Origin of the sequence: Myxococcus xanthus (assembly GCF_006402735.1) — a bacterium.
In the GTDB taxonomy this organism is placed as follows: Bacteria; Myxococcota; Myxococcia; order Myxococcales; family Myxococcaceae; genus Myxococcus; species Myxococcus xanthus_A.
Window position 1 is genome coordinate 2,762,635 of sequence record NZ_CP017174.1, and the last position, 24,724, is coordinate 2,787,358.

Here is a 24,724-nt window from a genome sequence, read left to right on the forward strand (position 1 = left end):
CGTTACGGGTGGGGCGGGAGGAGGGCAGCGGCTGTGGCCGTGAGGTCGCCTCCCTTCCATCCGGATCAACTCGTCCCGGGCAGCGAGGTCGGCCCCTGGCGCGTGGTGGCCTCGCTGGGCTCGGGGGGCTTCGGCCGGGTCTTCCAGGTGGAGCGGGCGGACCGCCGCTACTCGCTGAAGATGGCGCTTCGCCCGGCGGGACTCCACGCGGCGGAGGAAGAGGACATCAACGGCCGGCTGGCGCACGAGGTCGCGGCGCTGCTGGCCTGCGCTCCCCATCCGAACCTCCCGGCACTGCACGCCGTGGACCGCTGGCCCGAGCCTCCCGACGGTTACCTGTACTTCGTCACCGACTACATCGATGGCGAGACGTTCCACGAGTGGCGCTGGCGGGTGAAGCCCACGGCGGCGCACCTGCTGACCGTCTTCACGGAAGTGGTGCGCGTGATGGCGGACCTGCACCGCCGGGGCGTGCACCACCGGGACATGAAGGGCGACAACGTCCTCATCCGCCGTGAGGACGAACGCCCCTTCCTCATCGACCTGGGCACGGTGCGGCTGCCCGCGGCCACGACGTTGACGGTGGGCGTGGCGCCCGCCTCGCCCCATCTGTTGCCGCCCGAGTGCGTCGCCTTCCTGCGCGAAGGCACCTGGCAGCAGGGCGCCAACTTCGACGCGGGCGTGCCAGGGGACCTCTACGCGCTGGGCGCGCTGCTGTACGAGGCGCTCACGGATGGCTACGCGTTCGACCCGAAGCTTCCGTATGACCGCCTGCTGCCGGCCATCGAAACGGTGACGCCGCGCGCGCCCCACGTCGTCAACCCGAAGGTGCCGCGCGCCCTGGGCGACATCGCCCTGCGGCTGCTCGCGAAGCGCCCCGAGGACCGCTACGCCAACACGGAGGCCTTGCTCCAGGCCCTCTGGGACGTGGCCAAGGAGAAGCGGCAGCCCGCCTGGAAGGTGTCGCTGGACCGTCCTCCCGAGGGCGCGGACGCGGAGGCCCCTCGGGTGCGCATGGTGCCCGACGCCTCCACGTCCTCGCGGCCCGTCCGCTCTCGGGAGTCGTCCGGTGTCGCGCCGGTGCTGCCCCTCAATCCGGAGCCCCGGGAGGCCCCCGTGGCGAGCGCGAGTGCTCCCGCCGCGGCGTCCGAGCCACCGGCGGCGCCCTCGGTCGATGCACCCGCGGCGCAGGCGCCCGCGGCGGAGCCGCCCGCGCCGTCAGCACCGCGCCCGGGCCGTCGAGTCGCCATGGGGTGGGGCGTGGCCGCCCTGCTGGGCGTGGGGTTGGTGGTGTTCGGGGTGAGCCGCTTCGCGCTGCCCACCGCGGGAGACCCGGCTCCTGCCCCGTCCCTTCCCATTGAGAAAGGAAGTCCCGCAGTGACGAGTCGTTCTTCGAATCCCTCCGAGATGCCCCTCCCAGAGGCGGTGCCGTCCTCTCCGGACGTGGGCGCGGCCCACGACACGGGCGCGCAGGACGAGGTGTCCTCCCTGTTGGCTTCCTCCGACGCGGAGGGGGAAGCGGCCCACGCGCCACGGCCCAGGAAGCGCCAGTCGGCCGGGGGCGCCCTGGGCAAGGCCGCCGCCGTGGCCTGCCTCACCGCCGCCTGCGCCAGCGGACCTCAGGTGCGGGACGAGCCGCCCCAGCGCAAGTGCCCGGCGGAGGTGCTGGAGGGCATGGCGAAGCGGGGCTTCAAGACCGCCAGGATGATGGGCAACTGGGAGACGCTCTACATCGACCCCAACGAAGGCGTCATCCCCGTGCCGCCAGACGGCACCCCCATCACCCTCCACGCCATCGAGGAAATCGTCAGTCACTACGAGGGGCGGTTCCCCAAGGGGACCCGCATGTACGGCACGTTGTTCCGGGGCAAGACGGACGTCTACGGTTGGATCACCGAGGTGGAGACGCCCGACGGTCAGCGGCTGCCGGTCTGCGCCAACATCGTTGACAGTCCCTTCCCGAAGCGAGTCGGGATGCGCTACGACTGGCAGAGCACTCCCGACAAGCTGTTGATGAGTTCGGGCATCAACCTGATGACGTCACAGGTTCTCGGTCAAATGGGGACGCCCGAGTAGGCCTCCCGCCTGTCATGGTGTGGACGCGCCCTTGCTGGAGGTGGCTCGCTCTTGAATGGTTCGTCCTCATTCATCGTGCTCGTGTGGGGAGTGTTGTGGGCAGCCACGGCACAGGCCGCGGCACTGGATACGCCAGGCACTGGCACCGCGGTCCGGCGCATTGATGTCCAGGCGGGGATGCTGGTGACGCCCCCGGAGGTCCGCATCAGCCCTGGACTGTCCACCACCTTGTTCTTCGATGCGCGCATCCGCCCCGAGCAACTGGTCCTGGAGGGCCGTGAGCGGTTCCAGCGCTTCGGGGTGACCGAGGACCACCTGGTGGTGGTCCCCTCGTCCACGTTCCGTGAGGGCGAGCGGCTGCGGTTGGAGGTCCGCTTCCATGATGGCGCGGTGCCCGAACGCGCCGTCGTGGTGCTCGTCGTGGATGCCGCGCGCTCGGAGCGTCAAATCGAGCTCTACCGCCACGCGCGCTCCGCGGCGTCCTACCGGCAGGAGGTGGAGGAGCTCCGCGCGGGGATGCTCCGGTTGGAGCGCCAGGTGCAACAGCTCCAGCGCTCCCGAACGGGGGACGAGTACACCCGGGAGACGCTGGTCTCGGAGCTCCGGGACACGGGCATCGTCCACTTCCAGTACTGGGTCCCCCGGAAGGTGGCGGGGGACGTCGCCCCCGCGCGCGTGGCCTTCGTCCGTCTGTCCCCCCGGTGGGCCGCGCTGCGGCTCACGCCGGTGAAGTCGGGGGAGTGGAATGGCTGGAGCGCGGTGGGGGCGACGCTCACGGACGTTCAGGGCAAGCGGCTGAAGACACTCCCACCCTGGCAAGAGGGCCCCGTGGACCCCGATGGCCGCCAGCCCGTCATCATCATCGTGGACGAGCCGGAGGCGGCGGACCACGGCCGGTACACGCTCGAGTTGTGGGACGAGGGCCGCAAGCGGAGTATGAAACTCGAGGGACTTCAGGCGCTGTAAGCGCGCGACTTGAGCCCCGCGCTCCGCCGTGTAGGGTGCCGCTCAGGCCGATGACTTCCATTCCCCCGCCCGAGTCCCTTCGCTGCATCAACGCCGATTCCCGCGAGCCGGCGGGCTACCGCGCCGCGTTAGGCGACACCCGCGCCGCGTTGCTCCACACGGACCCGCCGTACTGCCTGCTCACCCGGCGGCGCAAGGGCGGGGACCTGCGGGACACGCGCGCGCACAAGAAGATCGACCAGAACCCCATCGTCCGCTTCGAGACGGTGCGCGACTACCGCGCCTTCTCCGAGGCCTGGCTGTCGCGCGCCACCGCGCACCTCACCCCGGACGCGTCGCTCATCATCTGGACGAACCTGCTGGGCAAGGAGCCCATCCTCACCGCCGCGCGCGGGCTGGGCTATCCGCACCTGCGCGGCGAGTACGTCTGGGGCAAGCGCACCACGGACAAGAACGCCAACGAGCAGACGCTGCGCGTCTACGAAGTCGCGCTCGTGATTGCCCGCACGCCCGAGCCGCCGCTGGCGCCAGGAGATTTGCCCACCGTCTGGGCCGTGGTCGGCGGCTATGACGATGAAGGCGAAGCGAAGCGCTGGGGCGGCCACCCGCACCACAAGCCCTTCTCCGTCCTGGAGCCGCTGGTGCGCACGTACAGCCGCCCGGGGGACACGGTGCTGGACCCCTTCGCGGGCAGTGGCTCCATGCCGTCGGCGGCGCTGCGGCTGGGCCGGCGGCCCGCGTGCCTGGAAATCGAGCCGGAGTGGGCCGAGCGCGTCACCCTCCGCCTGCGCGAGACGGCCCGCGAGGAAGCTCAGCGCGCCAGCGCCCGGTAGAGGCGCGTGTCCGCCCACGCGGGGATGTCGGTGGGGCGGTGGCCCCACCAGTTCATCACCAGCGTGCGGCGCTGCCGGGACTTTCCGGGCAGCTTCCCGTCGGGAATCTGGTTGTCCGCGTCCAGCACGCCGTGGGTGAGCGTTCCGTCGAACACCACCAGCCGGTTGGGCCGGGGCGTCACCAGGTCGGCGGTGTCCAGGTTCGCGGGAGCCAGGGACGGGTTGGCCGGGTCTGGCAGCTCGGGCGTCACCACCAGCGCGCCGCCGCGCACGCGGTTGAGGAACAGCACGGAGGAGATGCGCGGGTGCACCAGTTCGCCGGTGCGCAGCGCGAGCTTCTCGTCGCGGTCCTGGTGGAAGTCCACGCGCACGTCCGTCGGGTACATGCGTGACAGCCACCACTCCACGCCGGCCACGCGGCGCTTGCCGGCGATGTGCGGACGCAGCGTGAGGATGATGTCCTCCACCACGTTGGCCGCGGGGCCGAAGTCGTACCAGAAGGTCGTCTGGTAGGTCTGACGCAGGCGCTCCGTGCCCACGGCGCCCAAGCGTCGCAGCAGGCGGCGGAAGAGCAGGGGGGGCACGGCGTTCTCAGTGAGTCGAACGAGGGTTTCCACGAGGAGGACAGCATGCCATCTTCGCCTACCGCCCGGTGGCGCGGACCATTCTCCTCCGGCGAGGAGGGCTCGGAGATTCGATGAAGGCGCACCAGAAGATGCTCGTCGGCATTGCCTCCGGCGCGGTGGCGGGCCTTGTCGCCAACGTCGTCGCGGGCGGCGCGCCCTGGCTGACCTTCGTCGTGGACAACGTCGCCTCGCCGGTGGGGCAGATCTTCATCCGCCTGCTGCTGATGCTCGTGGTGCCGCTGTTGTTCTCCGCCATCGTCGCGGCGGTGGCGGAGCTGGACCTCAAGCAGGTGGGGCGGCTGGGGGCTCGCACGCTGGGCTACACCGTCGCCCTGTCCTCCATCTCCGTCCTCATCGGACTGGTGCTGGTCAACACGCTGGAGCCCGGCGCGGGCCTCAGTGACGAGGCCCGTGCGTTGGCCCAGGGCGGGATGGCCATCCAGGCGGCCGCCGCGCCTGGGGCATCCTCGTTCGGCGCGGTGCTCATCTCCATGGTGCCCACCAACCCCATCAAGGCCGCGGGGGATGGAGACTTCATTGGCCTCATCGTCTTCTCGCTCATCTTCGGCATGGGCGTGGCGCTCACCCCGGGCGAGCCCGTCCAGCGCCTTCGAGAGACCATCCAGGGCCTCTACGACGTGATGATGAAGCTCATCGACGGCGTGCTGAGCCTGGCGCCCTTCGGTGTGGCCGCGCTGCTGTTCTCCATGACGGCGCGGCTGGGCTTCGGCATCTTCGTGCAGCTCGCCTCGTACATGGGCACGGTGCTGCTGGCGCTGGGCCTGCACATGTTCGTCGTCTACTCGCTGTCGGTGCGCTTCCTGGGCGGGCGCAACCCCGTCGAGTTCTTCCGCGGCAGCCGGCTGGCCATCGTCACCGCCTTCTCCACGTCGTCGTCCAGCGCCACGCTGCCCACCGCGCTCAAGGTGGCGGAGGAGAACCTCAAGCTGCCGCGCACCGTGTCGCGCTTCGTGCTCACCGCCGGCTCGGCCATGAATCAGAACGGCACCGCGCTCTTCGAAGGCGTCACGGTGCTCTTCCTCGCTCAGGTCTACGGCGTGCCGCTCAGCCTGCCCGACCAGGCGCTCATCATGTTCATCTGCATCCTGGCGGGCATCGGCACCGCGGGCGTGCCGGCGGGCTCCATTCCCGTCATCGCGATGATTCTGGGCATGTTCAAGATTCCGGTGGAGGGCCTGGGCCTCATCCTGGGCGTGGACCGCTTCCTGGACATGTGCCGCACCACGCTCAACGTCACCGGCGACCTGGCCGCCGCCGTCTACGTGGCGCGCGGAGAGCCGGCCGACAGCCCGGCCGAAGAGGGAGCCGTGGACCCCTCTGCTTCCTGACGCCGGGCATTTCCCGCCGCACCTTCCCCGCAGCAAGCGCAGTCCCACCGCAGTCATCGGCAAGGAGCCCCGCATGAGGGTCGCCAAGGATTCCGTCGTCTCGCTCGAATACCGGCTGCACCTGGGAGACGGCCAGGTCATCGACCAGAGCGCGCCCGACCAGCCGCTCTCCTACCTGCACGGGCACCGGCAAATCGTCCCGGGGCTCGAAGGGGCCCTGGAGGGCATGGGCCTCGGCGAGAGCAAGCAGGTGGTGGTGGCCCCCGGCCAGGGCTACGGCGAGCACGACCCGGCGGGCGTGCGCACCGTGCCGCGCAACATGCTGCCACCCGGCTTCGCGCCGCAGGCCGGCCAGACGCTGATGGCGCAGACGGACCAGGGCGACATCCCGCTGCGCATCCAGGAAGTGCGCGATGAGGGCGTCGTGGTGGACCTCAACCACCCGCTGGCCGGCAAGACGCTGCACTTCGACGTCACCGTGAAGGGCGTGCGTGCCGCCACGCAGGAGGAGCTCACCCACGGCCACGTCCACGGGCCGGGCGGGCATGCGCACGGCTGACGTGCCGCCCTGACGCGGCGCGGCCAGCCCAGGAGGTTGGCCCGCCCCGTCAAACGCGGTGCTCGCGGGGGGCGTGGGGGTGAACTATCTTCGCCGCCCCCATGAGCCAGTCCCCCTCCCAGACGCCCAGTCCCAGCGGCCTCCGCATCCAACCGTCCGACTCCCCGGGTGACGCGGGAGCCTCCGCGGCCCAGGACCCCGAGCGCTACTGGCTGGAGCACGTCTATCAGGGGGGGGTGCGTCAGCTCACGGTGCGCGCCGTCATCGCCGGCATGGCGATTGGCGCGGTGATGTGCCTGTCCAACCTGTACGTCATCCTCAAGACGGGCTGGAGCCTGGGCGTCACCATCACCGCCTGCATCCTGGCCTTCGCGGTGTTCGGCACGCTGCGCTCGATTCGGGTGCTGAAGACGGAGTTCACCGACCTGGAGAACAACGCCATGGGCTCGGTGGCGTCGGCCGCCGGCTACATGACGGGCGGTGGCAACATGGCCGCGGTGCCCGCGCTTCTGATGCTGACGGGGACGCTGCCGTCCTCGGGTTGGCTCATGGTGTGGTTCGCCGTCATCTCCGCGCTGGGCGTCTTCGCCGCCATCCCCATCAAGCGCCAGCTCATCAACGTGGAGGCGCTGCCGTTCCCCACGGGCACGGCCACCGCGGAGACCATCCGCGCGCTGCACGGCCATGGCGAGGTAGCCCGCCGCAAGTCGCGGCTCCTGGGCATCGCGGGTGGCATTGGCGCGCTCCTGGTGGCGCTGCGGGACGCGCGCTTCACGTGGCTGGCCAACATCCCGGAGAAGGTGAGCCTGCCCTTCACGATGTTGGGGAAGAAGGCGTCGGCGTGGTCGCTGTCCTTCGAGTTCAGCCTGCTGCTGGTGGGCGCGGGCGCGCTGGTGAGCTTCCGCACGGGCTGGTCCATGCTGCTGGGCGCGGTGCTCACCTACGGCTTCCTCGCCCCGGCCATGGTGAGCCAGGGCGCCATTCCCGAGGTGACCTACCGTTCCATCAACAGCTGGATGGTGTGGACGGGCTCGGCGGTGCTGGTGTCCTCGGGCCTGCTCTCCTTCGCCTTCCAGTGGCGCAGCGTGGCGCGCTCCTTCAAGTCGCTGTCCGGCCTGTTCAGGGGGAAGAGCACGAAGGAAGAGGAGGCCGACCCGCTGGCCGGCATCGAGTGCCCGCCCGCGTGGTTTCCCCTGGGCTTCGCGATTCTCGGCCCGGTGGCCGTGTTCCTCATGGCCTACCTGTTCCAGATTCCGTGGTGGGCGGGCGTGCTGGCCATGCCGCTGGCCGTCGTCATGGGCGTCATCGCCAGCCGGGTGACGGGCGAGACGGACACCACGCCCACCAAGGCGCTGGGCCCCGTCACGCAGCTCATCTTCGGCGGCCTGGCGCCGGGCAACATCCCCGCCAACGTCATGAGCGCCAACGCGACGGGCGGCGTGGGGCTCCACTCGGCGGACCTGCTGACGGACCTCAAGTCCGGGTGGCTGCTGGGCGCCAACCCGCGCCAGCAGTTCGTCGCGCAGCTCTTCGGCGTGGTCGCCGGCGCGGCGGTGGTGGTGCCCGTGTTCAAGATTCTCGTGCCGGACGCCAGCATGCTGGGCACGGAGGAGTTCCCCGCGCCCGCCTCCATGGTGTGGGCCGGCGTGTCGAAGCTGCTCGCCACGGGCGTGGCCGCGCTGCCGGGCTCGGCGCGCGTGGGCGCGCTGTGCGGCGCCATCCTGGGCATCTTCCTGGTGCTGCTGGAGCGCTGGGCCCCGGCGAAGGCCAAGGCCTACGTGCCGTCCCCCGCGGGCTTCGGATTGGCCATCGTGATTCCGGGGTCCAGCTCCATCGCCTTCTTCCTGGGCTCGGCCATCGCCGCGCTGCTGCGCCGCACGAAGCCGAAGCTGGCGGAGGACATGGTGCTGCCGGTGTCCTCCGGCTTCATCGCGGGAGAGAGCCTGCTGGGCATCGGCATCGCGATGGCGAAGGCCTTCGGAGTGATGCCCAAGTAGGCCGGCGGGGTGGGGCGCCTCAGTCCACCCGGAAGGTGGAGAACGAGGCGCCCGCCACGAAGCGGAAGGTGGGCGTGTCCATGCCGGCGCCCAAGCCCGGCCCGCCCAGGACGTAGAGGTCCAGCCAGGACAGCGCGTGCTTGCGGATGGCCAGCAGCAACTCGCCGCCCGGACGGCCACCTTGCAGCGGCAGCCCCGCCACCACGCTCACCTCGCCGCGCGTGCTCTCCCCGGCCCGCGACGTCACCGTGGCACCCAGCCGCAGCTCGCTGCCGATGACGTCCTGGGAGAAGCCGGACACGTTGAAGAGCTCGTGCTTCTTGCGCACCAGCACGCCGGCCTCACCGCCGATCTGCCACGTCTCCGCCAGGAAACCGACCTGCAGGCGGGGGTGCACCGCGTAGTCGTCCCGGGCCAGCAGCGCCGTGCTGCCCACCGGGAGCGCGGCCGACACGTCCGCCGCCAACTGGAAGCCCAAGTCCTGACGCATCAGCGCCGCGCGCAGGCCCAGCCAGGGCGTTCCCATTCCCGAACCTTCCGGCGCGTTGAAGTCCCGGAAGCGCGAGCCACCCTGGCTGACGATGAAGGGCACCTCCGCGGCGACCTGGAGCCACGGCAGCACGCCGTAGGCGGCCGTCATGTCCATGGTGAAGCGGTCCTCCACCAGGCCACTGCCGCCGCCCGGCTCCCATCGACGTTGGAAGTGGAAGGGGAGCTGCTCGTAGTGTCCCTGGACCGACATCCGCAGCTCGCCCTGGGGCAGCGTGCGGCCCGTGCCCACCATCAGCGAGCCCAGCGCCGCCGGGTCCAATTCCAGACGCTGGAGGTTGAAGGTGGGGAGCGACCGGCCCTGGGCCCGCGTTTCAGCGGGGCCAACGAACAGGGCCAATGAAGACAACGCAGAGACAAGCGCGAGCGCAGGCCGGGACGGCAAGACGACGCCTCCAATGAAACACGACGTGAATGCGACAGCCCCGAAGGCCCGCACGAGTCGCACGACACGCCAGTCCCGTGCAAGGGCGGCACGCCTTCCCTTGCGTCCAGCAAGTATCAGGGTTCCAAACAACTTGCTGGCTTGACGGGCCAGTCGTCCGGATTCTCCCCGTGTTTCCGTGAAGTCTCATTCCCAGACATGGCTGGGAATGGACAGACGCGCGCCGGCCTACGCGCTGGCGGCGGCCAGGTCCTGCAGCTCCTGCCAGCGCGTGTACAGTCGGTCCACCTCGGCGACGGTGGCGTCCAGCTCCTTCTGCACCTCCGCCACCTTGGGGCCGTTGCTGTACACGGCGGGGTCGGCGAGCTGGGCCTCCAGGCCGGCCTTGCGCGACTCGGCGGCCTCGATGGTGGCCTCCATGCCGTCCAGCTCGCGCTGGTCCTTGTAGGAGAGCTTCCCGGGCTTGCGCGCGGCCTTGGCGGGTGCGGGCTCATCCTGCTTGGGGCCCGGCTTCGGGGCGGCGGGGGCCGCGGCCTTCGCGTCCGCCTGCTCCTTCAGCCGCCGGTACATGGCGTAGTTGCCCTCGTAGCGGGTGACGCGGCCTTCGCCCTCGAAGGTGAGGATGCTGGTGGCCACCTTGTCCAGGAAGTACCGGTCGTGCGTGACGAGCAGGGTGCTGCCCCCGAAGTCCAGGAGCAGCCGCTCCAGGATGTTGAGGGTGACGATGTCCAAGTCGTTGGTGGGCTCGTCCAGCACCAGCACGTTGGCGCCCTCCAGGAACAGGCGCGCCAGCAGCAGCCGGTTGCGCTCGCCGCCCGACAGCGCCTTCACCTTCATGCGCTGCATGGGCACGGGGAAGAGCAGGTCGTCCAGATAGTCGCGCAGGGCCACCTTCTGGTCGCCCAGCTCCACCCAGTCCTCGCCCTGCGAGGCCGATTCGTACACGGTGGCCTCCAGGTCGAGCTGCGCCCGGCTCTGGTCGTAGTACGCCACCTTCGTGTTCTTCCCGATGACGAGCTTGCCGCCGTCGGGCTCCACCTCGCCCAGCAGCACGCGCAGGAAGGTTGTCTTGCCCACGCCGTTGGGCCCCACCAGGCCCACGCGCTCGCCGCGCTGGAGGCGGAAGTCCACGCCGTCCAGCACCTTCCGGTCGCCAAAGGCCTTCTTCACGCCCTCGGCCTCGATGACGGTGTGGCCCAGCCGGGGCGCCGCCGCCACGCGCAGGTCCGCCACCTTGGGGCGCTCGAAGCCCTTCTCCGCCATCAGCTTCTGCGCGCGTTCGATGCGGGCCTTGCTCTTGGTGCGGCGGGCCTCCGGGCCCTTGCGCAGCCACGCCACTTCCTGCGCAATCCAACGCTCGCGCTTGTGCTGCGCCAGCTCGGCGTTCTCCTGCGCCACCAGCTTCTGCTCCACGTAGGCCTGGTAGTTGCCGGGATACGACGTGACGCCCGCGCCGGGCTGGATTTCGACGATGCGGTCCACCAGCCCGTCCAGGAAGTACCGGTCGTGCGTGACGAGCAGCAGCGCTCCGGGCAGCTTGTCCAGCTCCTCCTCCAGCCAGTCCACGGTGTCAGCGTCCAGGTGGTTGGTGGGCTCGTCGAGCAGCAGCAGGTCCGGCCGCGTCAGCAGGGCCCGGGCAATGGCCACGCGCTTGCGCAGGCCGCCGGACAGCTGCGCCACGGGCCGGTCCCAGTCCTTCACGCCCAGCCTGTCGAGCAGCGTCTTGGCGTGGTGCTCGGTGTCCCAGCCGCCCATCTGCTCGATGCGGTCGCTGAGCGCGGAGAACTGCGCCATCAGCTTCTCCTGCTCTTCCGCCGGGGCGGACTCCATCCGCTTCGCCAGCTCCGCGTGGGCGGCCAGCGCCTCCTTCAGCGGCCCCTGGGACACGGACAGCTCGGAGGCCACCGTGGCGCCTTCGGGGAACTCCGGCTCCTGGGGCAGGTAGGTGACGCGGGCGCCACGGCGCAGCTGGAGCTCACCCGTGTCGGCGCGGGCGGCCCCGGCCAGGATTTTCATCAGCGACGACTTGCCGGAGCCGTTGACGCCCACCAGGCCCACCCGCTCCCCTTCCTCGATGGTGAAGGTGAGGTCCTGGAAGACGGTGCGGCTTCCGAAGCTGAGCTGGACGTTGGCGGCGCGGAGCAGCGTCACGGTATCGGACTCCTGAAAAGGCGAAAGGCGCCCCTCATTGAAGAGGGACGCCTTCCTTACCGCCAGAGTGTGGCGGATGCGCGGACTACTTGCGCGCTGCCTGCTCAGCGGCCAGCTTCTCCTTGTACGCCGCCATCAGGGCCTCGGACTCGTTCCGGGGCACCGGCGTGTAGCGGGAGAACTCCATCGTGTACTCGCCCTTGCCCTGGGTGGCGGAGCGCAGGTCCGTGGAGTAGCCGAACATGGTGTTCAGCGGCACCTCGGCCACCGCCGTGACGTAGCCCTCGGCCGTCTCGGTGGAGAGGATGGTGCCACGGCGCTGGTTCAGCTGACCCACGACGGAGCCCTGGAAGTCCTCGGGAGCCTGGACCTCCACCTTCATCATCGGCTCGAGGATGATGGGCTTGGCGGCGGCATAGCCCTCACGGAAGCCCATGATGGCGGCCGTCTTGAACGCCATTTCGGACGAGTCCACCGCGTGGAAGGCGCCGTCGTTGATGACCACGCGCACACCCACCACGGGGAAGCCGATGAGGCTGCCCTTCTTCACGGCCTCGGTGAAGCCCTTGTCGCAGGCCGGGATGAACTCGCGGGGGATGGAGCCGCCCACGATGTCGTCCACGAACTCGTACTGCTGCACCGCGTCCGAGGGCAGCGGCTCGATGTAGCCGCACACGCGAGCGAACTGGCCGGAGCCACCCGTCTGCTTCTTGTGCGTGTACGCGAACTCGCCCTTCTGGCTGATGGTCTCGCGGTACGCCACCTGCGGCTTACCGGCCTGGACCTCGCAGTTGTACTCGCGCTTCATGCGCTCGATGTAGATCTCCAGGTGGAGCTCACCCATGCCGCGGATGATGGTCTGCCCGGACTCCTCATCACGGTGCACGCGGAAGGTGGGGTCCTCCTTGGTGAACCGGTTGAGCGCCTTGGAGAAGTTGGCCAGCGCGGAGCGGTCCTTGGGCGCCACGGCGAGCGAAATCACGGCGTCCGGGACGTGCATGGACGTCATCGTGTAGTTCACCACACCATCGGTGAACGTGTCGCCGGACGCGCACTCGATGCCGAACAGCGCAACGATGTCACCCGCGGTGGCGTCGTTGATGTCGTTCATCTGGCTGGAGTGCATGCGGACGATGCGCGGAACCTTGACCTTCTTCTGGTTCGACTGGTTGATGATGAAGTCACCCTTCGACACGCGGCCCTGGTAGATGCGCATGTACGTGAGCTGCCCGTAGCGACCGTCCTCGAGCTTGAACGCGAGGCCGACGAAGGGCTTCTCCGGGTCGGAATCGAGGATGACCTTCGCCTCGTTGTTCTTCTGGTCCAGCGCCTCGTTCGTCGCCTCTTTGGGGTTGGGCAGGAACGCGCAGACGGCGTTCAGGAGCAGCTGCACGCCCTTGTTCTTGTACGCGGAGCCGCACATGACCGGCGTCATCTTCAGGCTGATGGTGGCCCGGCGGACGGCGGCGATCAGCGCCTCGTTGGAGATGGGCTCGTCGGCGAGGAACAGCTCGCCGAGCTGGTCGTCGACCTCGGCCACGCCTTCGATCATCTGCTGGCGGCGCGTCTTGGCCTCCTCGAGCAGCTCCGCCGGGATCTCCTCTTCACGGATGTTCTCGCCGCTCTCGCCATCGAAGTAGTACGCCTTCATTTCGATGAGGTTGATCAGACCCTTGAGGCGGTCCTCGGCGCCGATGGGCATCTGCATCTTCACCGGGTGGTGGTTCAGCTTCTCCTTCAGCTGGGCGGCCACGCGGTCATAGTTCGCGCCGGAGCGGTCCATCTTGTTGACGAACGCGATGCGCGGGACGCGGTAGCGCTTCATCTGGCGGTCCACGGTGATGGACTGAGACTGCACGCCAGCGACCGAGCAGAGGACCAGGATGGCGCCGTCGAGCACGCGGAGCGAGCGCTCCACCTCGATGGTGAAGTCCACGTGTCCCGGGGTGTCGATGAGGTTGATGTTGTACTCGCCCCACATCGCGAACGTGGCGGCGGACTGGATGGTGATGCCCTTCTCACGCTCCAGGTCCATCGAGTCCATGACCGCGCCCACGCCGTCCTTGCCGCGGACCTCGTGGATCTCGTGAATCCGACCCGTGTAGAACAGGATGCGCTCAGAGAGCGTCGTCTTGCCCGAGTCGATGTGGGCGGAGATACCGATGTTTCGAATCTTCTCGATGGGTGCGTTGGCGGCCACGATCCGGTCCTTCTTTTCTTGAAAGTGCCTGACGGAACAGAGCAGGCGGGGCCTCTACTTCCCACAGGACGTAGTTTCCAGCCAAATCCGCATGGAAATTGACCCACTTGGGCCTACCTCTGCCTACTCAATACCGTAATCAGTTGAGGTTTCTAACGATGAGCGCGACCGAAAACTTCTCCCTCGCCCGAGCCTGGCTGGACGCCTTCAACGCCTATGACGTGGACGCGCTGGTGGCGCTCTATGCCGAGGACGCCACCCACACGTCACCCAAAATCCGGGTGCTGCACCCGGAGACGGGCGGGCGACTGGTAGGGCGGCAGGCCCTGTCCGCGTGGTGGAAGGCGGCCAACGCCCGGCTGCCGGGGCTGCGGTATGAGCTGGTGGCCCTCACAGCGGACGAGGACAGGGTGTTCATGGAGTACCTGCGCCATGCGCCGGGGGAGGCCCCCATGCCGGTGGCGGAGGTCTTTGAGGTGCGTGACGGCCGGATTGTCGCCTCGCGGGTGTACCACGGCTGAAGTCCCCCCACCTTCCGTGAAGTGGGCTAGCGTGGCCGTCCAATGGCGAAGAACTCGAACCCCAGCGCTTTCGACAGGGACTTCGGATACCTGATGCCGTTCCTGGACCGCGTGGCGGCGGCCGCCTCCGACCTGGGGGATGCGTCCGCTCGCGCGGAGCTCACCCGGTTGATGGTGGAGGAGAAGGCGCGCTGGCAGCGCATCCAGGAGCTGCTCGGAGGGGCAGGGGGCCGTGGCGCCGCCGCTCCGACGCCGGCCCGGGAAGCGCCCGCCGAGGCACCCCGGCTGGCGAGGGGCTCGGCGGACGAACTTCACGAAGCGGCCCCGTTCGCCACGGGGCTCACCGTGGGGAGCCTCAAGGGCAGCCGCTGAGCTGGTCCAGCGCGTCGAAGGTGGCCGCCTTGTAGGCCTCCGACAGCGTCGGGTAGTTGAAGCACGTCTCGACGAAGAGCCGGGCACTGGAGCCGGTGAGCAGGGCCGTGAGGCCCACGTGCACCAGTTCGGAGGCCTGGGGGCCCATGACGTGCACGCCCAGCAGCTTGAGGCTCTCCCGGTGGAAGAGCAGCTTCAGCAGGCCGTGCGTGTCCCCCAGAATCTGTCCGCGCGGGTTGGTGGCGAAGGCGGCGCGGCCGGCCACGTAGGGCACGTTCAGCTTGCGCAGGGCCCCCTCCGTCTCGCCGGCCATCGACACCTCGGGGATGGTGTAGATGCCGTAGGGCAGCACCGGCGCCATGGTGCGCACGCCGCCCAGGTCGAACGCGTGCTCCACGGCGATGCGCGCCTGGTCCATGGACGTGGAGGCCAGCGCCGGGAAGCCGATGACGTCCCCCACGGCATAGATGTGGGGCAGGGCCGTCTGGTACGTGGGGCCCACCTCCACCTGTCCGCGCGGGCCCACCTTCACGCCCAGGGCCTCCAGCCCCAGGCCCGCGGTGTTGGCGGTGCGGCCGGAGGCGACCAATATCTGGTCCGTCTCCAGCGCGGTGCCGGAGGAGAGCAGCATCCGGATGGGGGTGTCCGCGTCCTGTGGCACGTCCACCTGCTCCACCACCTGCCCGAAGCGCAGCTGGATGCCGAGCGCCTCCATGCGCTGGCCCAGCAGCGCGGAGAACTCATCGTCCAGGAAGGGCAGCAGCTCCGCGCGCGTCTCCACCAGCGTCACGGGGATGCCCATGGCGGCGAACATGCAGGCGTACTCACAGCCGATGACGCCGGCGCCCACCACCACCAGCGAGCGCGGCAGTCTTTCGAGCTCCAGCACCTCGTCCGAGTCGTGGATGCGCGGGTCCTCGAAGGGATACAGCGGCGGCCGGTACGGCGACGAGCCGGTGGCCACCAGGATGGTGCCGCCGGTGAGGCGCCGCTCCGGGGAGTCCTGGCGCCGCACGACGACGGTGTTCGCGTCCACGAGCGCGCCGGTGCCCTGGATGATTTCCACCTTGTGGCGCTGGAGGTTACGGGCAATGCGCTCGCGCTCGATGTCCTTCACCCGCCGTTCGCGGAAGAGGAAGTCGGACACCGTGGCCTCGTGCCGCAGCGTCGTCTCCACGCTGTACAACCCTCGGGCCCGGAAGCCGGACAGGTGCAGCGCCGTCTCGCGCAGCGTCTTGGAGGGAAGGGTGCCCGTGTTCGCCGCGGTACCGCCCAGCACGGGCTCCCGCTCCACCACCGCCACGCGCTTGCCCGCCAGCGCCGCCTGTACCGCGCCCCACTCACCCGCCGGGCCGGAGCCAATCACCACCAGGTCGAAGTCCGCCATGGAGACGAAGGTACGCGACCCCGCCGGTCGTTTGAAGCCAATGCAAGCGGCTAGGGGGCCGAGGGCGCACGCCCCTCGTAGCGAAGCCCCTCGCGGACCTCGTCGTCCGTCAGCAGCCGGAAGGTGCCTTCGGGGATGCCTTCCAGGTCCACGCCGCCCACGGCCTCGCGGTGCAGCGCGCGCACGGGCAGGCCCACGGCGCCGAGCATCCGCTTCACCTGGTGGTGCCGGCCTTCCGTGAGCGTCACCTCCACCGTGTGCTCGTCCCGCACGTTCACCTTCGCGGGGCGGGCGGGACCGTCATCCAACGTCATGCCCCGGCGCAGGGGCTCCACCCGCTCGTCGCTCGCGGTGCTGAAGACGGTGGCCACGTACCGCTTGGGCAGGCGCGCGTCCGGGGACGTGGCGTGGGCCACCAGCTTGTCGTCGTTGGTGAAGAGCAGCAGGCCCGTGGAATCCACGTCCAGGCGGCCCACGGCGTGCCACGTGTAGCCCGCCAGCTCCGGCGGGAGCTGGGGCAGCAGCGCCTCGAAGACGGTGCCGGTGCGGTGCTGCCGCTCCGTGGAGGACAGCAGGCCCGCGGGCTTGTGGAAGGCCAGCACGCGCGTGGGCGGGGCCTCCAGGGACACGACGAGTCCGTCCACCTTCACGGTGGCGCCCGGCGGCACGGGCGTCAGCGCCATCTTCGCCACTCGGCCGTTGATGCTGACGCGGCCGGCGCGGATGGCGTCCTCCGCTTCCTTCTGGGGAAAGACGCCCGCGCGGGCCAGCGCGCGTGACAGCCAGTCCGGCTTCTCCTTGCCCTCCCAGCGTTTGTGCTGCTGCTGCGGCGGCTTCGGCTTGTCGGGCTTGCGAGGCATGGGCGCGGCACTGTACCCGGCCCGGCCTCGGGCGGGAGCGGGAGTTGTACGAACCCGTGCAGGCGCCAGCGGGATGATGCCGGCTGGTGGGGGGACGCCCGGCCGGCCGGTCCGTGTCCGCGCGGCCGGCGCGGCCCTTCGGGATTGCGGGCAGGAACGTGCGTCGGTGGACACCTTCCGAACATGCGCACCCGGATTCCATACCTGACGCTCCTGGTCCCCGTTCTCGCGCTCGCCCAGTCACGGGCGCGGGCGCCCATCGGCGGGGAGCCCGCGCCCGCCCAATCCACGTGGCTGTGGGTCCTGCTGCTGGTCGTGGCCGCCGCTGTCCTTGCCTGGGGCGCAGTGCGCATGGCGGGGCGCAAGGGGCCGCCGACGTCCGGGTCCGGGGGGATTGGCGTGGGGAAGGGGACGGGAATCCCCCAAAAGCCGCGCTCCGTCTAGGGCGCGGGCTGACGCTTGCGGAGGCTGTGCAGCGCGGCCAGCCACAAGCGGGCTTCCTTCCGCGTCAGCCGTGAGCGCCGCAGCGGTGCGAGCAAGTCCCGCACCGCCGTGCGGCCCGGCTGGGCGTCCACGAGGAAGCCTCCCGTCGTGAGGACGGATTCCAGCGTGGCCTCCACCTGCGCGAGCTCCGCGTCCGTGGCCGCCGCGGGCAGCGGGCCGGGCGGCGTGGTGGCGGCCTCCAGCATCGCCACGCGGACCTCGTAGGCGTACAGCAGCACGGCCTGCGCCAGGTTGATGGAGGGCTGCTCGGGCGCGGTCGGCACGGCGGACAAGTCATGCACGCGCTCCACCTCCGCGTTGGTGAGCCCGCTGCGCTCGTCACCGAAGACGAGCGCCACGGGCCCCTGGGGTGCCCGGGCCACCAGCTCCTCACCCACCGCGCGCGGGGGAAGCCGGCGCTTGCCTTCGACCTTGCGCGAGCTGGTCCCCACCACCCAGACACAGTCCGCCACGGCCTCTTTCAGCGTGTCCGCGCGCCGCGCCGCATCCAGCACGTCCCCGGCGTGGACGGCGAGCCTTCGCGCCGGCTCCAAATCCTCCACCTCCGGGCGGACCCAGACCCAGTCGGACAGGCCGCAGTTCTTCAGGGCCCGGGCGGCGGCGCCCAGGTTTTCCGCGTTGCGGGGGCGCATGAGGACGAATCGGACGGGCAGCACCATGCGCGGGACACCTTAGCGGTTTCTCGCAGCCCGAGGACCGCGGATGGATGTCCCGCCGCGTCGCGGACTCCGCTACCCTGGGGGCCTCGAAAGCCTTCGCAGGCGCCCAGGAGCCACACACGGTGTGGCCCCTTGGACACCCTGCGGGTCCGCTGACGCGCGGGGGACGCGTCAGAGCCGCGGGCGCCTGACCACAGCCCTCTCTTCCCCGGCGCGCCCTGGTCCGGCACGCCGTGTGAAGAACACGCGTCATCTTCTGGAGGAATCATGGGTTCGCAGTCCGTCGTCACGCAGCGGCCATCGTGGGCGAAACGCTCGCGCTGGCTCCTCGCGGCCATGTTGGTGAGCGCCACGCTCGCAGGCTGCAAGAAGGAACAGGAGTCCACCGAGCCGCCCGCGCCGCAGCCCCAGGCGCCCGTCGCCGCGCAGCCAGCGGACGCGGGGACGGCCGTGGCGCAGGCGCCGACGCCCCCCGCGCCCGAGCTGCTGACGCCCGTCGTCCGCGCGGTCTCCACCAGCGACGTGCTGCCGCAGGACATCGTCATCGAGTTCCCGCGGGAGGTACGCCCCAACGATGGCTCGGTGTTGAAGGACACCGTCGTGACCATCACTCCGGATGTGCCGGGCAGCCTCTCCTGGTCCTCCCCGTCCACGCTGACCTTCAAGCCGTCGGGCGCGGGCTTCGCCTTCGACACGAAGTACGCCGTTTCGGTGTCGTCGGTGGGGTTGGACTCGGGCGTGGTGAAGCCGGCCGCGGTTGGGGACTGGTCGCACACGTTCACCACGCCGCCCTTCCAGTTCGTCCGGATGGTGCCGCGCCAGCTCGACACGGTGAAGGGCCGCGTGGAGGTGGAGGTCGTCTTCTCCGGTCCCGTGGACATCGCCGCGGTGCGCTCGCGGGCGGGCTTCCGGGTGGGCGGGCAGGCCGTGGGTGACGTGAAGTGGCGCACCCTGCCCACCACGCGCAACGTCGTCAGCGCGCAGCTGAGCGGCGGGCTGCTCAAGCAGGGCCGCACGGTCGACTTCAGCCTCCAGGCGGGACTGCCCGCCGTGTCGCAGGCGAAGGCGACGGCCCCCGCCGCGCGCAGCGCGTTCGAGCTCCGCGCCGGCAAGCGAATGGACATCACCCGCGCCTCGGTGGAGCAGGGCACCACCGGCTTCTACATCGAGGTGAGCTGCCGGGACGTGGATGGCGCCGAGCCGCCCTCCCCGCGCGAGACGGAAGGGTATGACCCGTACTACTGGGACCACCGCAACAAGGGCTGCACGCTGGATGACGGCGTCGCCGCGGAGGCCATCCACCTGACGCCCGCCGTCAAGGTCTCCGTCGCGCCGTCGCGCCGCGGCTTCCGCATCTTCGGTGACTTCAAGCGCGGCTCCTACGCGCTGCGCATCGACGCGGGCACGACCTCGGTGGGCGGCGGCATGTTGCTGGCCACCTACGAGGACGCCTTCGCCGTCCCCGCGCGCTCGCCGCAGTTGTCCTTCGCGACCACCGGCCGCTACCTGCCGCGTAGCGCGTGGCGCAACCTGCCGCTGCAGCACCTCAACCTGGACTCGGTGGAGCTCACCGTCCGCAACGTGCCGCCGGAGAACCTCGTCTTCTGGATGAGCGACGACTACCGCGAGCGCGCGGATGAGCGCACCTCCAACGTGGTGGCGAAGCGGACGCTGGCGCTCAAGTCGCCCCCCGACACGCTGGCGACCACCTACGTGGATGTGGCCAGCCTGGTGCCCGCGAACACGAAGGGCCTGGTGGAAATCACCGCGAAGCAGAACCACCACGTGGCGGCGAGCCGCATCCTCCTCACCAACCTGAGCCTGGTGGCCAAGCGCGGTGAGGCCGCGCCGGGCTCCAACGGCGCCGGTGAGGTCTGGGTGTGGGCGCTGGGCATCGAGAGCACCGAGCCGCTTTCGGGCGTGGAGGTCTCCCTGGTGAAGAAGAGCGGCGAGTCGGTGGCCCGCTGCACCACGGTGGCGGCGGATGGCTGCCGGCTCCAGGTGCCCGCGCCCGGCGTCGACGACAGCGCGCCCTTCGCGCTCATCGCCCGTGACGGCGAGGAGCTGACGTACCTCAAGTACAGCGAGCTGAAGACGGAGATCGCCAACGCGGACGTACATGGCGAGTCCTACCGTTCGGAGAAGGCCTACCGCGCGTCGGTGTGGTCGGACCGCGGCGTGTACCGCCCAGGCGATACGGCGCACATCGCCGCGGTGCTGCGGGGGCAGGACGACAAGGCGCCGCCGGCGGGCATGCCTGTGGAGTTGGTGGTGGTGGACCCGCGTGAGCGCGAGCTGAAGAAGGTGTCGCTGAAGACGAACGAGGCGGGCCTGGTGACGCTGGACCTGCCCTTCGAATCATTCCAGGACACGGGCAGCTACCGCGTGGTGCTGAATGTGGCGGACCGCGAAGTGGCAATCTACTCCGTCAGCGTGGAGGAGTTCGTCCCGGAGCGCATGAAGGTGGAGGCGCGCACGGAGCAGGCCGGCTACCTCCAGGGCGAGGAAGTCCCGGTGGGCGTGGAGGCCGCGTACCTCTTCGGCGGCTCGGCGGAGGGCAGCCCGGTGGAGCTGACGTGCCGGCTGATTCCGTCCGCCTTCAAGCCGAAGGAGAACGCGCAGTACGCCTACGGACTGTGGCGCCAGGACGGCAGCGAGCCCCGCCCCGTCACGCTGGGCCAGGTGCAGGGCACGCTGGACGCGAAGGGACAGGCCGTCCTTCGTTGCCCGGCCCAGGGCGCCATGGGGGCCCTGCGGGGCGCCGGGGCGCTGAGCGCGCTGGCCAGCGTCTTCGAGTCGGGCAGCGGCCGTTCCACCCAGGGCAGCGTGACGGTGCCGGTGCACCCGGAGGCGTACTACGTGGGCCTCCAGGGCAGCACGGGCAAGGTGAAGGCCGGCAAGCCCTTCACGGTGAAGGGCGTGGTGGTGGACTGGGACGGCAAGCTGCTGGCCGCCTCGGACAAGACGCCCAAGACGGTGGACGTGGAGTTCCTGCGCCTGGAGGAGGAGTACGGCTCCTTCTATGACGAGAACGAAGGCTACGAGCGCTACCAGCGCTACCTGCGCCCGGTGCGTGAGGGCCGCTCCACGGTGGCGGTGAAGGACGGCCGCTTCTCGCTGGACGTGACGCCGGGCGCGGACGCCGCGGGCTACATCGTGCGCGTGCGCTCGGGTGGGGCCCAGACGGACCTGGAGCTGGAAGGGGAGGGCCGCTACTACTGGTGGGGTGAAGGCTCGCGCGTGGACCAGACGCCGCGCCCGCTCAAGCCCACGTCGCTGGACCTGGCGCTGCCGGCGAAGGGGCGCGTGGGGCAGGCCATCACCGTGAAGCTGAAGTCGCCCTACAAGGGCCGCATGCTCTTCACCGCGGAGACGGACCGCGTGCTCGCCTCCCACTGGGTGGCGGTGGAGCCCGGCGAGGTGACGTGGAGCTTCACGCCGTCCGCCTTCGCGCCCAACGTGTACGTGAGCGCCTTCCTGGTGAAGGACCCGCACCTGGAGTCCGCCGAGGCCTTCATGCCCGACCGCGCCTTCGGCGTGGGCAGCGTCACGTTGGAGCCGGTGGAGTACACGCAGTCGGTGACGATGAACGTGCCCAAGGAGGTTCGCTCCAACGACACCCTCACGGTGGACCTGGAGCTGGGCCCGCAGGAAGGCCCCACCTTCGCCACCATCGCGGTGGTGGACGAGGGCATCCTCTCCCTCACGCGCTTCCAGAGCCCGGACCCGCAGAAGCAACTCTTCTCCCGGCGAGCGCTGGGCGTGGAGACCTACGAGACGCTGGGCTGGACGCTGCTGGTGCCGCCGGGCGGCGCGTCCCGCTCCACGGGTGGTGACGGCGAGGGCGGCGCGGACGGCCGCGTGCAGCCCGTCAAGCCGGTGGCCCTGTGGAGCGGCCTGCTGCCGGTGCCGGCCAACGGCAAGCTGCGGGTGCCCTTCAAGCTGCCCCAGTACCGCGGCGCGGTGCGGGTGATGGCGGTGACGGCGGGCCCGCAGCGCATTGGCCGCGCCAGCGCGCAGGTGTTGGTGCGCGACCCGCTGGTGCTCCAGACGACGTTGCCACGCTTCCTCACGCAGCACGACGAAATCCAGGTGCCCGTCTTCGTCACCAACCTGTCCGGCAAGACGCAGGACGTGAAGGTGACGCTCAACGCGGAGTCACTGCCGGTGCCGGGGCTGGTGATGCCCGCGGCGGCCACTTCGCCGCTTCAGCTGCTGGGCAAGAGCGAGGGCACGGCCCGGGTGGCGGACGGCAAGTCCCACACCTTCGTCTTCCAGGCCCGCGCGGTGCAGGCGGTGGGCGCGGCGCGGCTGTCGGTGACGGTGGAGGGCGGCGGCTACACCTCGAGTGAGTCGCTGGACGTGCCGCTGTCTCCGGCGGGCCCGCGCGAGCGCCTGGTGCAGCAAATCGAGCTGGCGCAGGGGACGACGGACGTCTCGCAGTACCTCCAGGGCTGGGTGCCCACGACGGAGCGCTCCACGCTGTGGGTGACGGCCAATCCGTACGCGCGCTCGCTGCAGCACCTCTCGTACCTGGCGCGCTACCCCTACGGCTGCGTGGAGCAGACGACGTCCGCCACCCGTCCGTTGCTGTACGTGTCCGAGCTGGTGAACGACGTGGACCCCACGCTGACCCAGGGCGGGACCGTGGGCGACATGGTGCTGTCGGGCATCAACCGCATCCTGGCCATGCAGACGCCGTCGGGCGGCTTCGGCTACTGGCCAGGCGCCACGGAGCCGGTGGGCTGGGGCTCGGCGTACGCCGCGCACATGCTGCTGGACGCGCAGAAGCTGAAGTACCCCGTGCCACAGGACCGGCTGAACGACGCGCTCACGTGGATGTCCACCGAGCTGAACAAACTCGAGGGCCGCCAGAGCCGCGACGACATGTACACGGACAGCGCGGAGGCCTACATGCACTACGTCCTCTCCGTGGCCGGCAAGGGCCGCAAGGCGCGTGTGCAGAAGCTGGTGGACGCGTTGGCGGAGCGGGCGAAGCAGAAGGCGCTCACGGGCGAGGAGCAGGAGCGTGACTACATGCTCAAGGCTTCGCTGTGGCTTGCGGGCGACCGGCGCTACGAGAAGGAGCTGCGCAACCCCGACCTGTCGCCCGTCACCGGGGAGCGGAAGAACGACTGGTCCTTCTATTCCGACCGGCGCCGTCGTGGCTTCATGCTCAGCACCTTCCAGGACTTGTTCGGCAAGGACGCGGCGGGTGAGCCGCTGGCGCGCATGGTGGCCGAATCGCTCCAGGGGCACTCCAGCGGTTGGTACACAACGCAGGAGCTGGTGTGGGGCATCACCGGCCTGGGCAAGCGGCTGCAAGGGACGTCCACCCAGTTCTCCGCGCCGGTGCTCAAGGCGGACGGAAAGGTCATGACGCCGGTGCAGGACAAGACGGTGCGTTCGTCGGACCGGACGTGGGCCCTGGCCCGCGCCAGCGAGCGGCAGGGCCTTCAGCTGGAGGTGACGTCCAAGGACGAGGGCCGGCTGTACCTCGTGCTCAGCAGCGAGGGCGTGCGCTCGGACAGCAAGCCCCGCACGGGCGGCGAGGGCCTGGCGCTCACGCGCACCTGGCGCAAGCTGGACGGCACGGTGCTGGCCATGGGGCAGGCCCCGGTGGCGTTGGCGGACCTCGTCTACGTGGAGCTGGAGATTCGCAACACGACGGGCGAGCGCGTGCAGAACATCGCCCTGGTGGACCGGCTGCCGGCGGGCTGGGAAATCGAGAACGCGCGCCTGGGCCGGGGTGGCTCCACCGACTGGGTGGACCCGGCGTCGCTGTGGTCCGCGGACTACGTGAACATCCGCGATGACCGGATGGAGGTCTTCGGCAGCCTGGGGCCTCGCGAGTCGAAGAAGGTCGTCTACGCGGTGCGCGCGGTGACGGCGGGTGCCTTCACCCTGCCGTCGGCGGAGGCGGAGGCCATGTATGACCCGCGCCTGTGGGCGCGTGAGCCGGGCCGGACGATTCAGGTGTCCGGGCCGTGGAAGGACAACCTGCTGTAGCGCGGCGCGGGGAGACGCTCCTAGCCGAGCGTCTCCCACAGCGCGTCGAACGCGCGGCTGAAGGGCTGCACCAGCCGCGCGTCGTCGGATACCAGGACGTTCTCGTGGTTGTACTCGGCGGCCGAGCGCGTCCAGTTGTAGCTGCCCGTCACCAGCCGCAGCCGGTCGAACACGGCGAACTTGTGGTGCATATGCGCGGACGTCCTGTCCAGGCGGATGGGGATGCCGGCGTCCCCCAGCCGCTCCATGTCGGAGCCCGGGTCCATGGCCTTGTCATCGTCACTCACGATTCGCATCCGCACACCGCGCCGGTGGGCGTCCAGCAGCGCGCGGGTGATGCGGTCATCCGTCACGGTGAAGACGCAGACGTCGATGGAACCGCGTGCCGACTGGATTTGCTGGACGATGGCGTTGAGCGGGCCCTCGCCCGGAGAGAAGTGCGCCTCCATGCGCGACGTCTGCTCGGGCTCGGGCGCGTGCAGCGCCTGCACCGTCTCCTCGAGCCAGGAGATGACCTCCCGGGAGCGCGCGTCCTTCATCGACGCTCGCGCCAGGGCGAAGGCCTGGGTGCGGAAGAGGGTGAGCAGGGCCTCGCCTGCCCGCCGCTCCGCCAGGACGGCCTGCAACGCCTGCCGCTCGGTGGGTGTCAGCCGCCGGTCGTCGAGAATGGACGTCAGGATGGCGTCAATTTCAAAGGCATTCATTGCGCGTAGTATATGCC

Annotated in this window: 18 protein-coding genes; 10 read left to right on the top strand and 8 right to left on the bottom strand. The window is 70.1% G+C overall.

Going from position 1 to position 24,724, the window contains the following annotated elements; all coding sequences use genetic code 11:
* The first annotated feature begins 33 nt into the window (after window positions 1-33).
* The 3 genes from BHS09_RS11765 to BHS09_RS11775 are packed head-to-tail and all read left to right on the top strand — an operon-like array spanning window position 34 to window position 3,875.
* Entirely contained in the window at window positions 34-2,076 is a 2,043-nt protein-coding gene (locus tag BHS09_RS11765) for a serine/threonine protein kinase (RefSeq protein WP_237078247.1), read from the top strand.
* 51 nt (window positions 2,077-2,127) lie between these two features.
* Entirely contained in the window at window positions 2,128-3,042 is a 915-nt protein-coding gene (locus BHS09_RS11770; protein WP_140797924.1) for a DUF2381 family protein, read from the top strand.
* A gap of 50 nt (window positions 3,043-3,092) precedes the next feature.
* Window positions 3,093-3,875 carry a DNA-methyltransferase gene (locus BHS09_RS11775; RefSeq protein WP_140797925.1) on the top strand — a complete coding sequence of 261 codons (783 nt, stop codon included), beginning with the start codon at window positions 3,093-3,095 and terminating at the stop codon, window positions 3,873-3,875.
* Here the strand turns inward: BHS09_RS11775 and BHS09_RS11780 are convergent.
* Window positions 3,854-4,492 (bottom strand): 2OG-Fe(II) oxygenase, encoded by a 639-nt coding sequence (locus BHS09_RS11780; RefSeq protein WP_140789746.1) that lies wholly within the window; start codon window positions 4,490-4,492, stop codon window positions 3,854-3,856. The genes BHS09_RS11775 and BHS09_RS11780 overlap by 22 nt on opposite strands.
* 80 nt (window positions 4,493-4,572) lie before the next feature.
* Between BHS09_RS11780 and BHS09_RS11785 the strand changes: the two genes are divergently transcribed.
* From BHS09_RS11785 to BHS09_RS11795, 3 genes are all read left to right on the top strand, one after another.
* Complete coding sequence (locus BHS09_RS11785; RefSeq protein WP_140797926.1) at window positions 4,573-5,850, top strand: dicarboxylate/amino acid:cation symporter; 1,278 nt, start codon at window positions 4,573-4,575, stop codon at window positions 5,848-5,850.
* A 73-nt stretch (window positions 5,851-5,923) separates the two neighbouring features.
* The gene (locus BHS09_RS11790) at window positions 5,924-6,409 is read left to right on the top strand and encodes an FKBP-type peptidyl-prolyl cis-trans isomerase (protein ID WP_140789749.1); all 486 of its coding nucleotides are present in this window, start codon (window positions 5,924-5,926) and stop codon (window positions 6,407-6,409) included.
* Window positions 6,410-6,510: 101 nt separating this feature from the next.
* A complete protein-coding gene (locus tag BHS09_RS11795; protein WP_140789751.1) occupies window positions 6,511-8,406 on the top strand; it encodes an OPT family oligopeptide transporter in 1,896 nt (631 codons plus the stop codon).
* A 19-nt stretch (window positions 8,407-8,425) separates the two neighbouring features.
* Here the strand turns inward: BHS09_RS11795 and BHS09_RS11800 are convergent, their stop codons facing one another.
* From BHS09_RS11800 to fusA, 3 genes are all read right to left on the bottom strand, one after another.
* Complete coding sequence (locus tag BHS09_RS11800) at window positions 8,426-9,340, bottom strand: flagellar motor protein MotB (RefSeq protein WP_174258733.1); 915 nt, start codon at window positions 9,338-9,340, stop codon at window positions 8,426-8,428.
* A 228-nt stretch (window positions 9,341-9,568) separates the two neighbouring features.
* On the bottom strand, window positions 9,569-11,491 hold the full coding sequence (locus tag BHS09_RS11805) for an ABC-F family ATP-binding cassette domain-containing protein (protein ID WP_140797927.1): 1,923 nt from the start codon (window positions 11,489-11,491) through the stop codon (window positions 9,569-9,571).
* 85 nt (window positions 11,492-11,576) lie between these two features.
* Complete coding sequence (gene fusA, locus BHS09_RS11810) at window positions 11,577-13,691, bottom strand: elongation factor G (protein ID WP_140789757.1); 2,115 nt, start codon at window positions 13,689-13,691, stop codon at window positions 11,577-11,579.
* 158 nt (window positions 13,692-13,849) lie between these two features.
* Here fusA and BHS09_RS11815 point away from each other — a divergent pair, with 158 nt between their 5' ends.
* Complete coding sequence (locus tag BHS09_RS11815; RefSeq protein ID WP_140789759.1) at window positions 13,850-14,212, top strand: nuclear transport factor 2 family protein; 363 nt, start codon at window positions 13,850-13,852, stop codon at window positions 14,210-14,212.
* Window positions 14,213-14,254: 42 nt separating this feature from the next.
* Complete coding sequence (gene encD, locus BHS09_RS11820; RefSeq protein WP_140789761.1) at window positions 14,255-14,584, top strand: encapsulin nanocompartment cargo protein EncD; 330 nt, start codon at window positions 14,255-14,257, stop codon at window positions 14,582-14,584.
* On the opposite strand, the gene sthA is transcribed toward encD, so the two are convergent.
* Entirely contained in the window at window positions 14,568-15,971 is a 1,404-nt protein-coding gene (sthA, locus tag BHS09_RS11825) for a Si-specific NAD(P)(+) transhydrogenase (RefSeq protein WP_140789763.1), read from the bottom strand. The genes encD and sthA overlap by 17 nt on opposite strands.
* A gap of 50 nt (window positions 15,972-16,021) precedes the next feature.
* Window positions 16,022-16,831 (bottom strand): pseudouridine synthase, encoded by an 810-nt coding sequence (locus BHS09_RS11830; protein ID WP_140789764.1) that lies wholly within the window; start codon window positions 16,829-16,831, stop codon window positions 16,022-16,024.
* Window positions 16,832-17,014: 183 nt separating this feature from the next.
* Between BHS09_RS11830 and BHS09_RS11835 the strand changes: the two genes are divergently transcribed.
* Entirely contained in the window at window positions 17,015-17,275 is a 261-nt protein-coding gene (locus tag BHS09_RS11835) for a hypothetical protein (protein WP_140789765.1), read from the top strand.
* Here BHS09_RS11835 and BHS09_RS11840 read toward each other — a convergent pair.
* Window positions 17,272-17,994: an RNA methyltransferase gene (locus tag BHS09_RS11840; protein WP_140797928.1), complete on the bottom strand. Its 723-nt coding sequence runs from the start codon at window positions 17,992-17,994 to the stop codon at window positions 17,272-17,274. The genes BHS09_RS11835 and BHS09_RS11840 overlap by 4 nt on opposite strands.
* 267 nt (window positions 17,995-18,261) lie before the next feature.
* On the opposite strand from BHS09_RS11840, the gene BHS09_RS11845 reads away from it, so the two are divergent.
* The gene (locus tag BHS09_RS11845; RefSeq protein ID WP_140797929.1) at window positions 18,262-24,003 is read left to right on the top strand and encodes an alpha-2-macroglobulin family protein; all 5,742 of its coding nucleotides are present in this window, start codon (window positions 18,262-18,264) and stop codon (window positions 24,001-24,003) included.
* A gap of 20 nt (window positions 24,004-24,023) precedes the next feature.
* On the opposite strand, the gene BHS09_RS11850 is transcribed toward BHS09_RS11845, so the two are convergent.
* The gene (locus BHS09_RS11850) at window positions 24,024-24,707 is read right to left on the bottom strand and encodes a phospholipase D-like domain-containing protein (protein WP_140789770.1); all 684 of its coding nucleotides are present in this window, start codon (window positions 24,705-24,707) and stop codon (window positions 24,024-24,026) included.
* Between the last annotated feature and the right edge of the window lie 17 nt (window positions 24,708-24,724).

Excerpts from the sequence above, each read along its gene's own strand:
- BHS09_RS11775 (WP_140797925.1), top strand. The coding sequence starts at position 3,093 with ATGACTTCCATTCCCCCGCCCGAGTCCCTTCGCTGCATCAACGCCGAT.
- BHS09_RS11785 (WP_140797926.1), top strand. The coding sequence starts at position 4,573 with ATGAAGGCGCACCAGAAGATGCTCGTCGGCATTGCCTCCGGCGCGGTG.
- BHS09_RS11790 (WP_140789749.1), top strand. The coding sequence starts at position 5,924 with ATGAGGGTCGCCAAGGATTCCGTCGTCTCGCTCGAATACCGGCTGCAC.
- BHS09_RS11795 (WP_140789751.1), top strand. The coding sequence starts at position 6,511 with ATGAGCCAGTCCCCCTCCCAGACGCCCAGTCCCAGCGGCCTCCGCATC.
- BHS09_RS11815 (WP_140789759.1), top strand. The coding sequence starts at position 13,850 with ATGAGCGCGACCGAAAACTTCTCCCTCGCCCGAGCCTGGCTGGACGCC.
- encD (WP_140789761.1), top strand. The coding sequence starts at position 14,255 with ATGGCGAAGAACTCGAACCCCAGCGCTTTCGACAGGGACTTCGGATAC.
- sthA (WP_140789763.1), bottom strand. The coding sequence starts at position 15,971 with ATGGCGGACTTCGACCTGGTGGTGATTGGCTCCGGCCCGGCGGGTGAG.
- BHS09_RS11830 (WP_140789764.1), bottom strand. The coding sequence starts at position 16,831 with ATGCCTCGCAAGCCCGACAAGCCGAAGCCGCCGCAGCAGCAGCACAAA.
- BHS09_RS11835 (WP_140789765.1), top strand. The coding sequence starts at position 17,015 with ATGCGCACCCGGATTCCATACCTGACGCTCCTGGTCCCCGTTCTCGCG.
- BHS09_RS11840 (WP_140797928.1), bottom strand. The coding sequence starts at position 17,994 with ATGGTGCTGCCCGTCCGATTCGTCCTCATGCGCCCCCGCAACGCGGAA.
- BHS09_RS11845 (WP_140797929.1), top strand. The coding sequence starts at position 18,262 with ATGGGTTCGCAGTCCGTCGTCACGCAGCGGCCATCGTGGGCGAAACGC.
- BHS09_RS11850 (WP_140789770.1), bottom strand. The coding sequence starts at position 24,707 with ATGAATGCCTTTGAAATTGACGCCATCCTGACGTCCATTCTCGACGAC.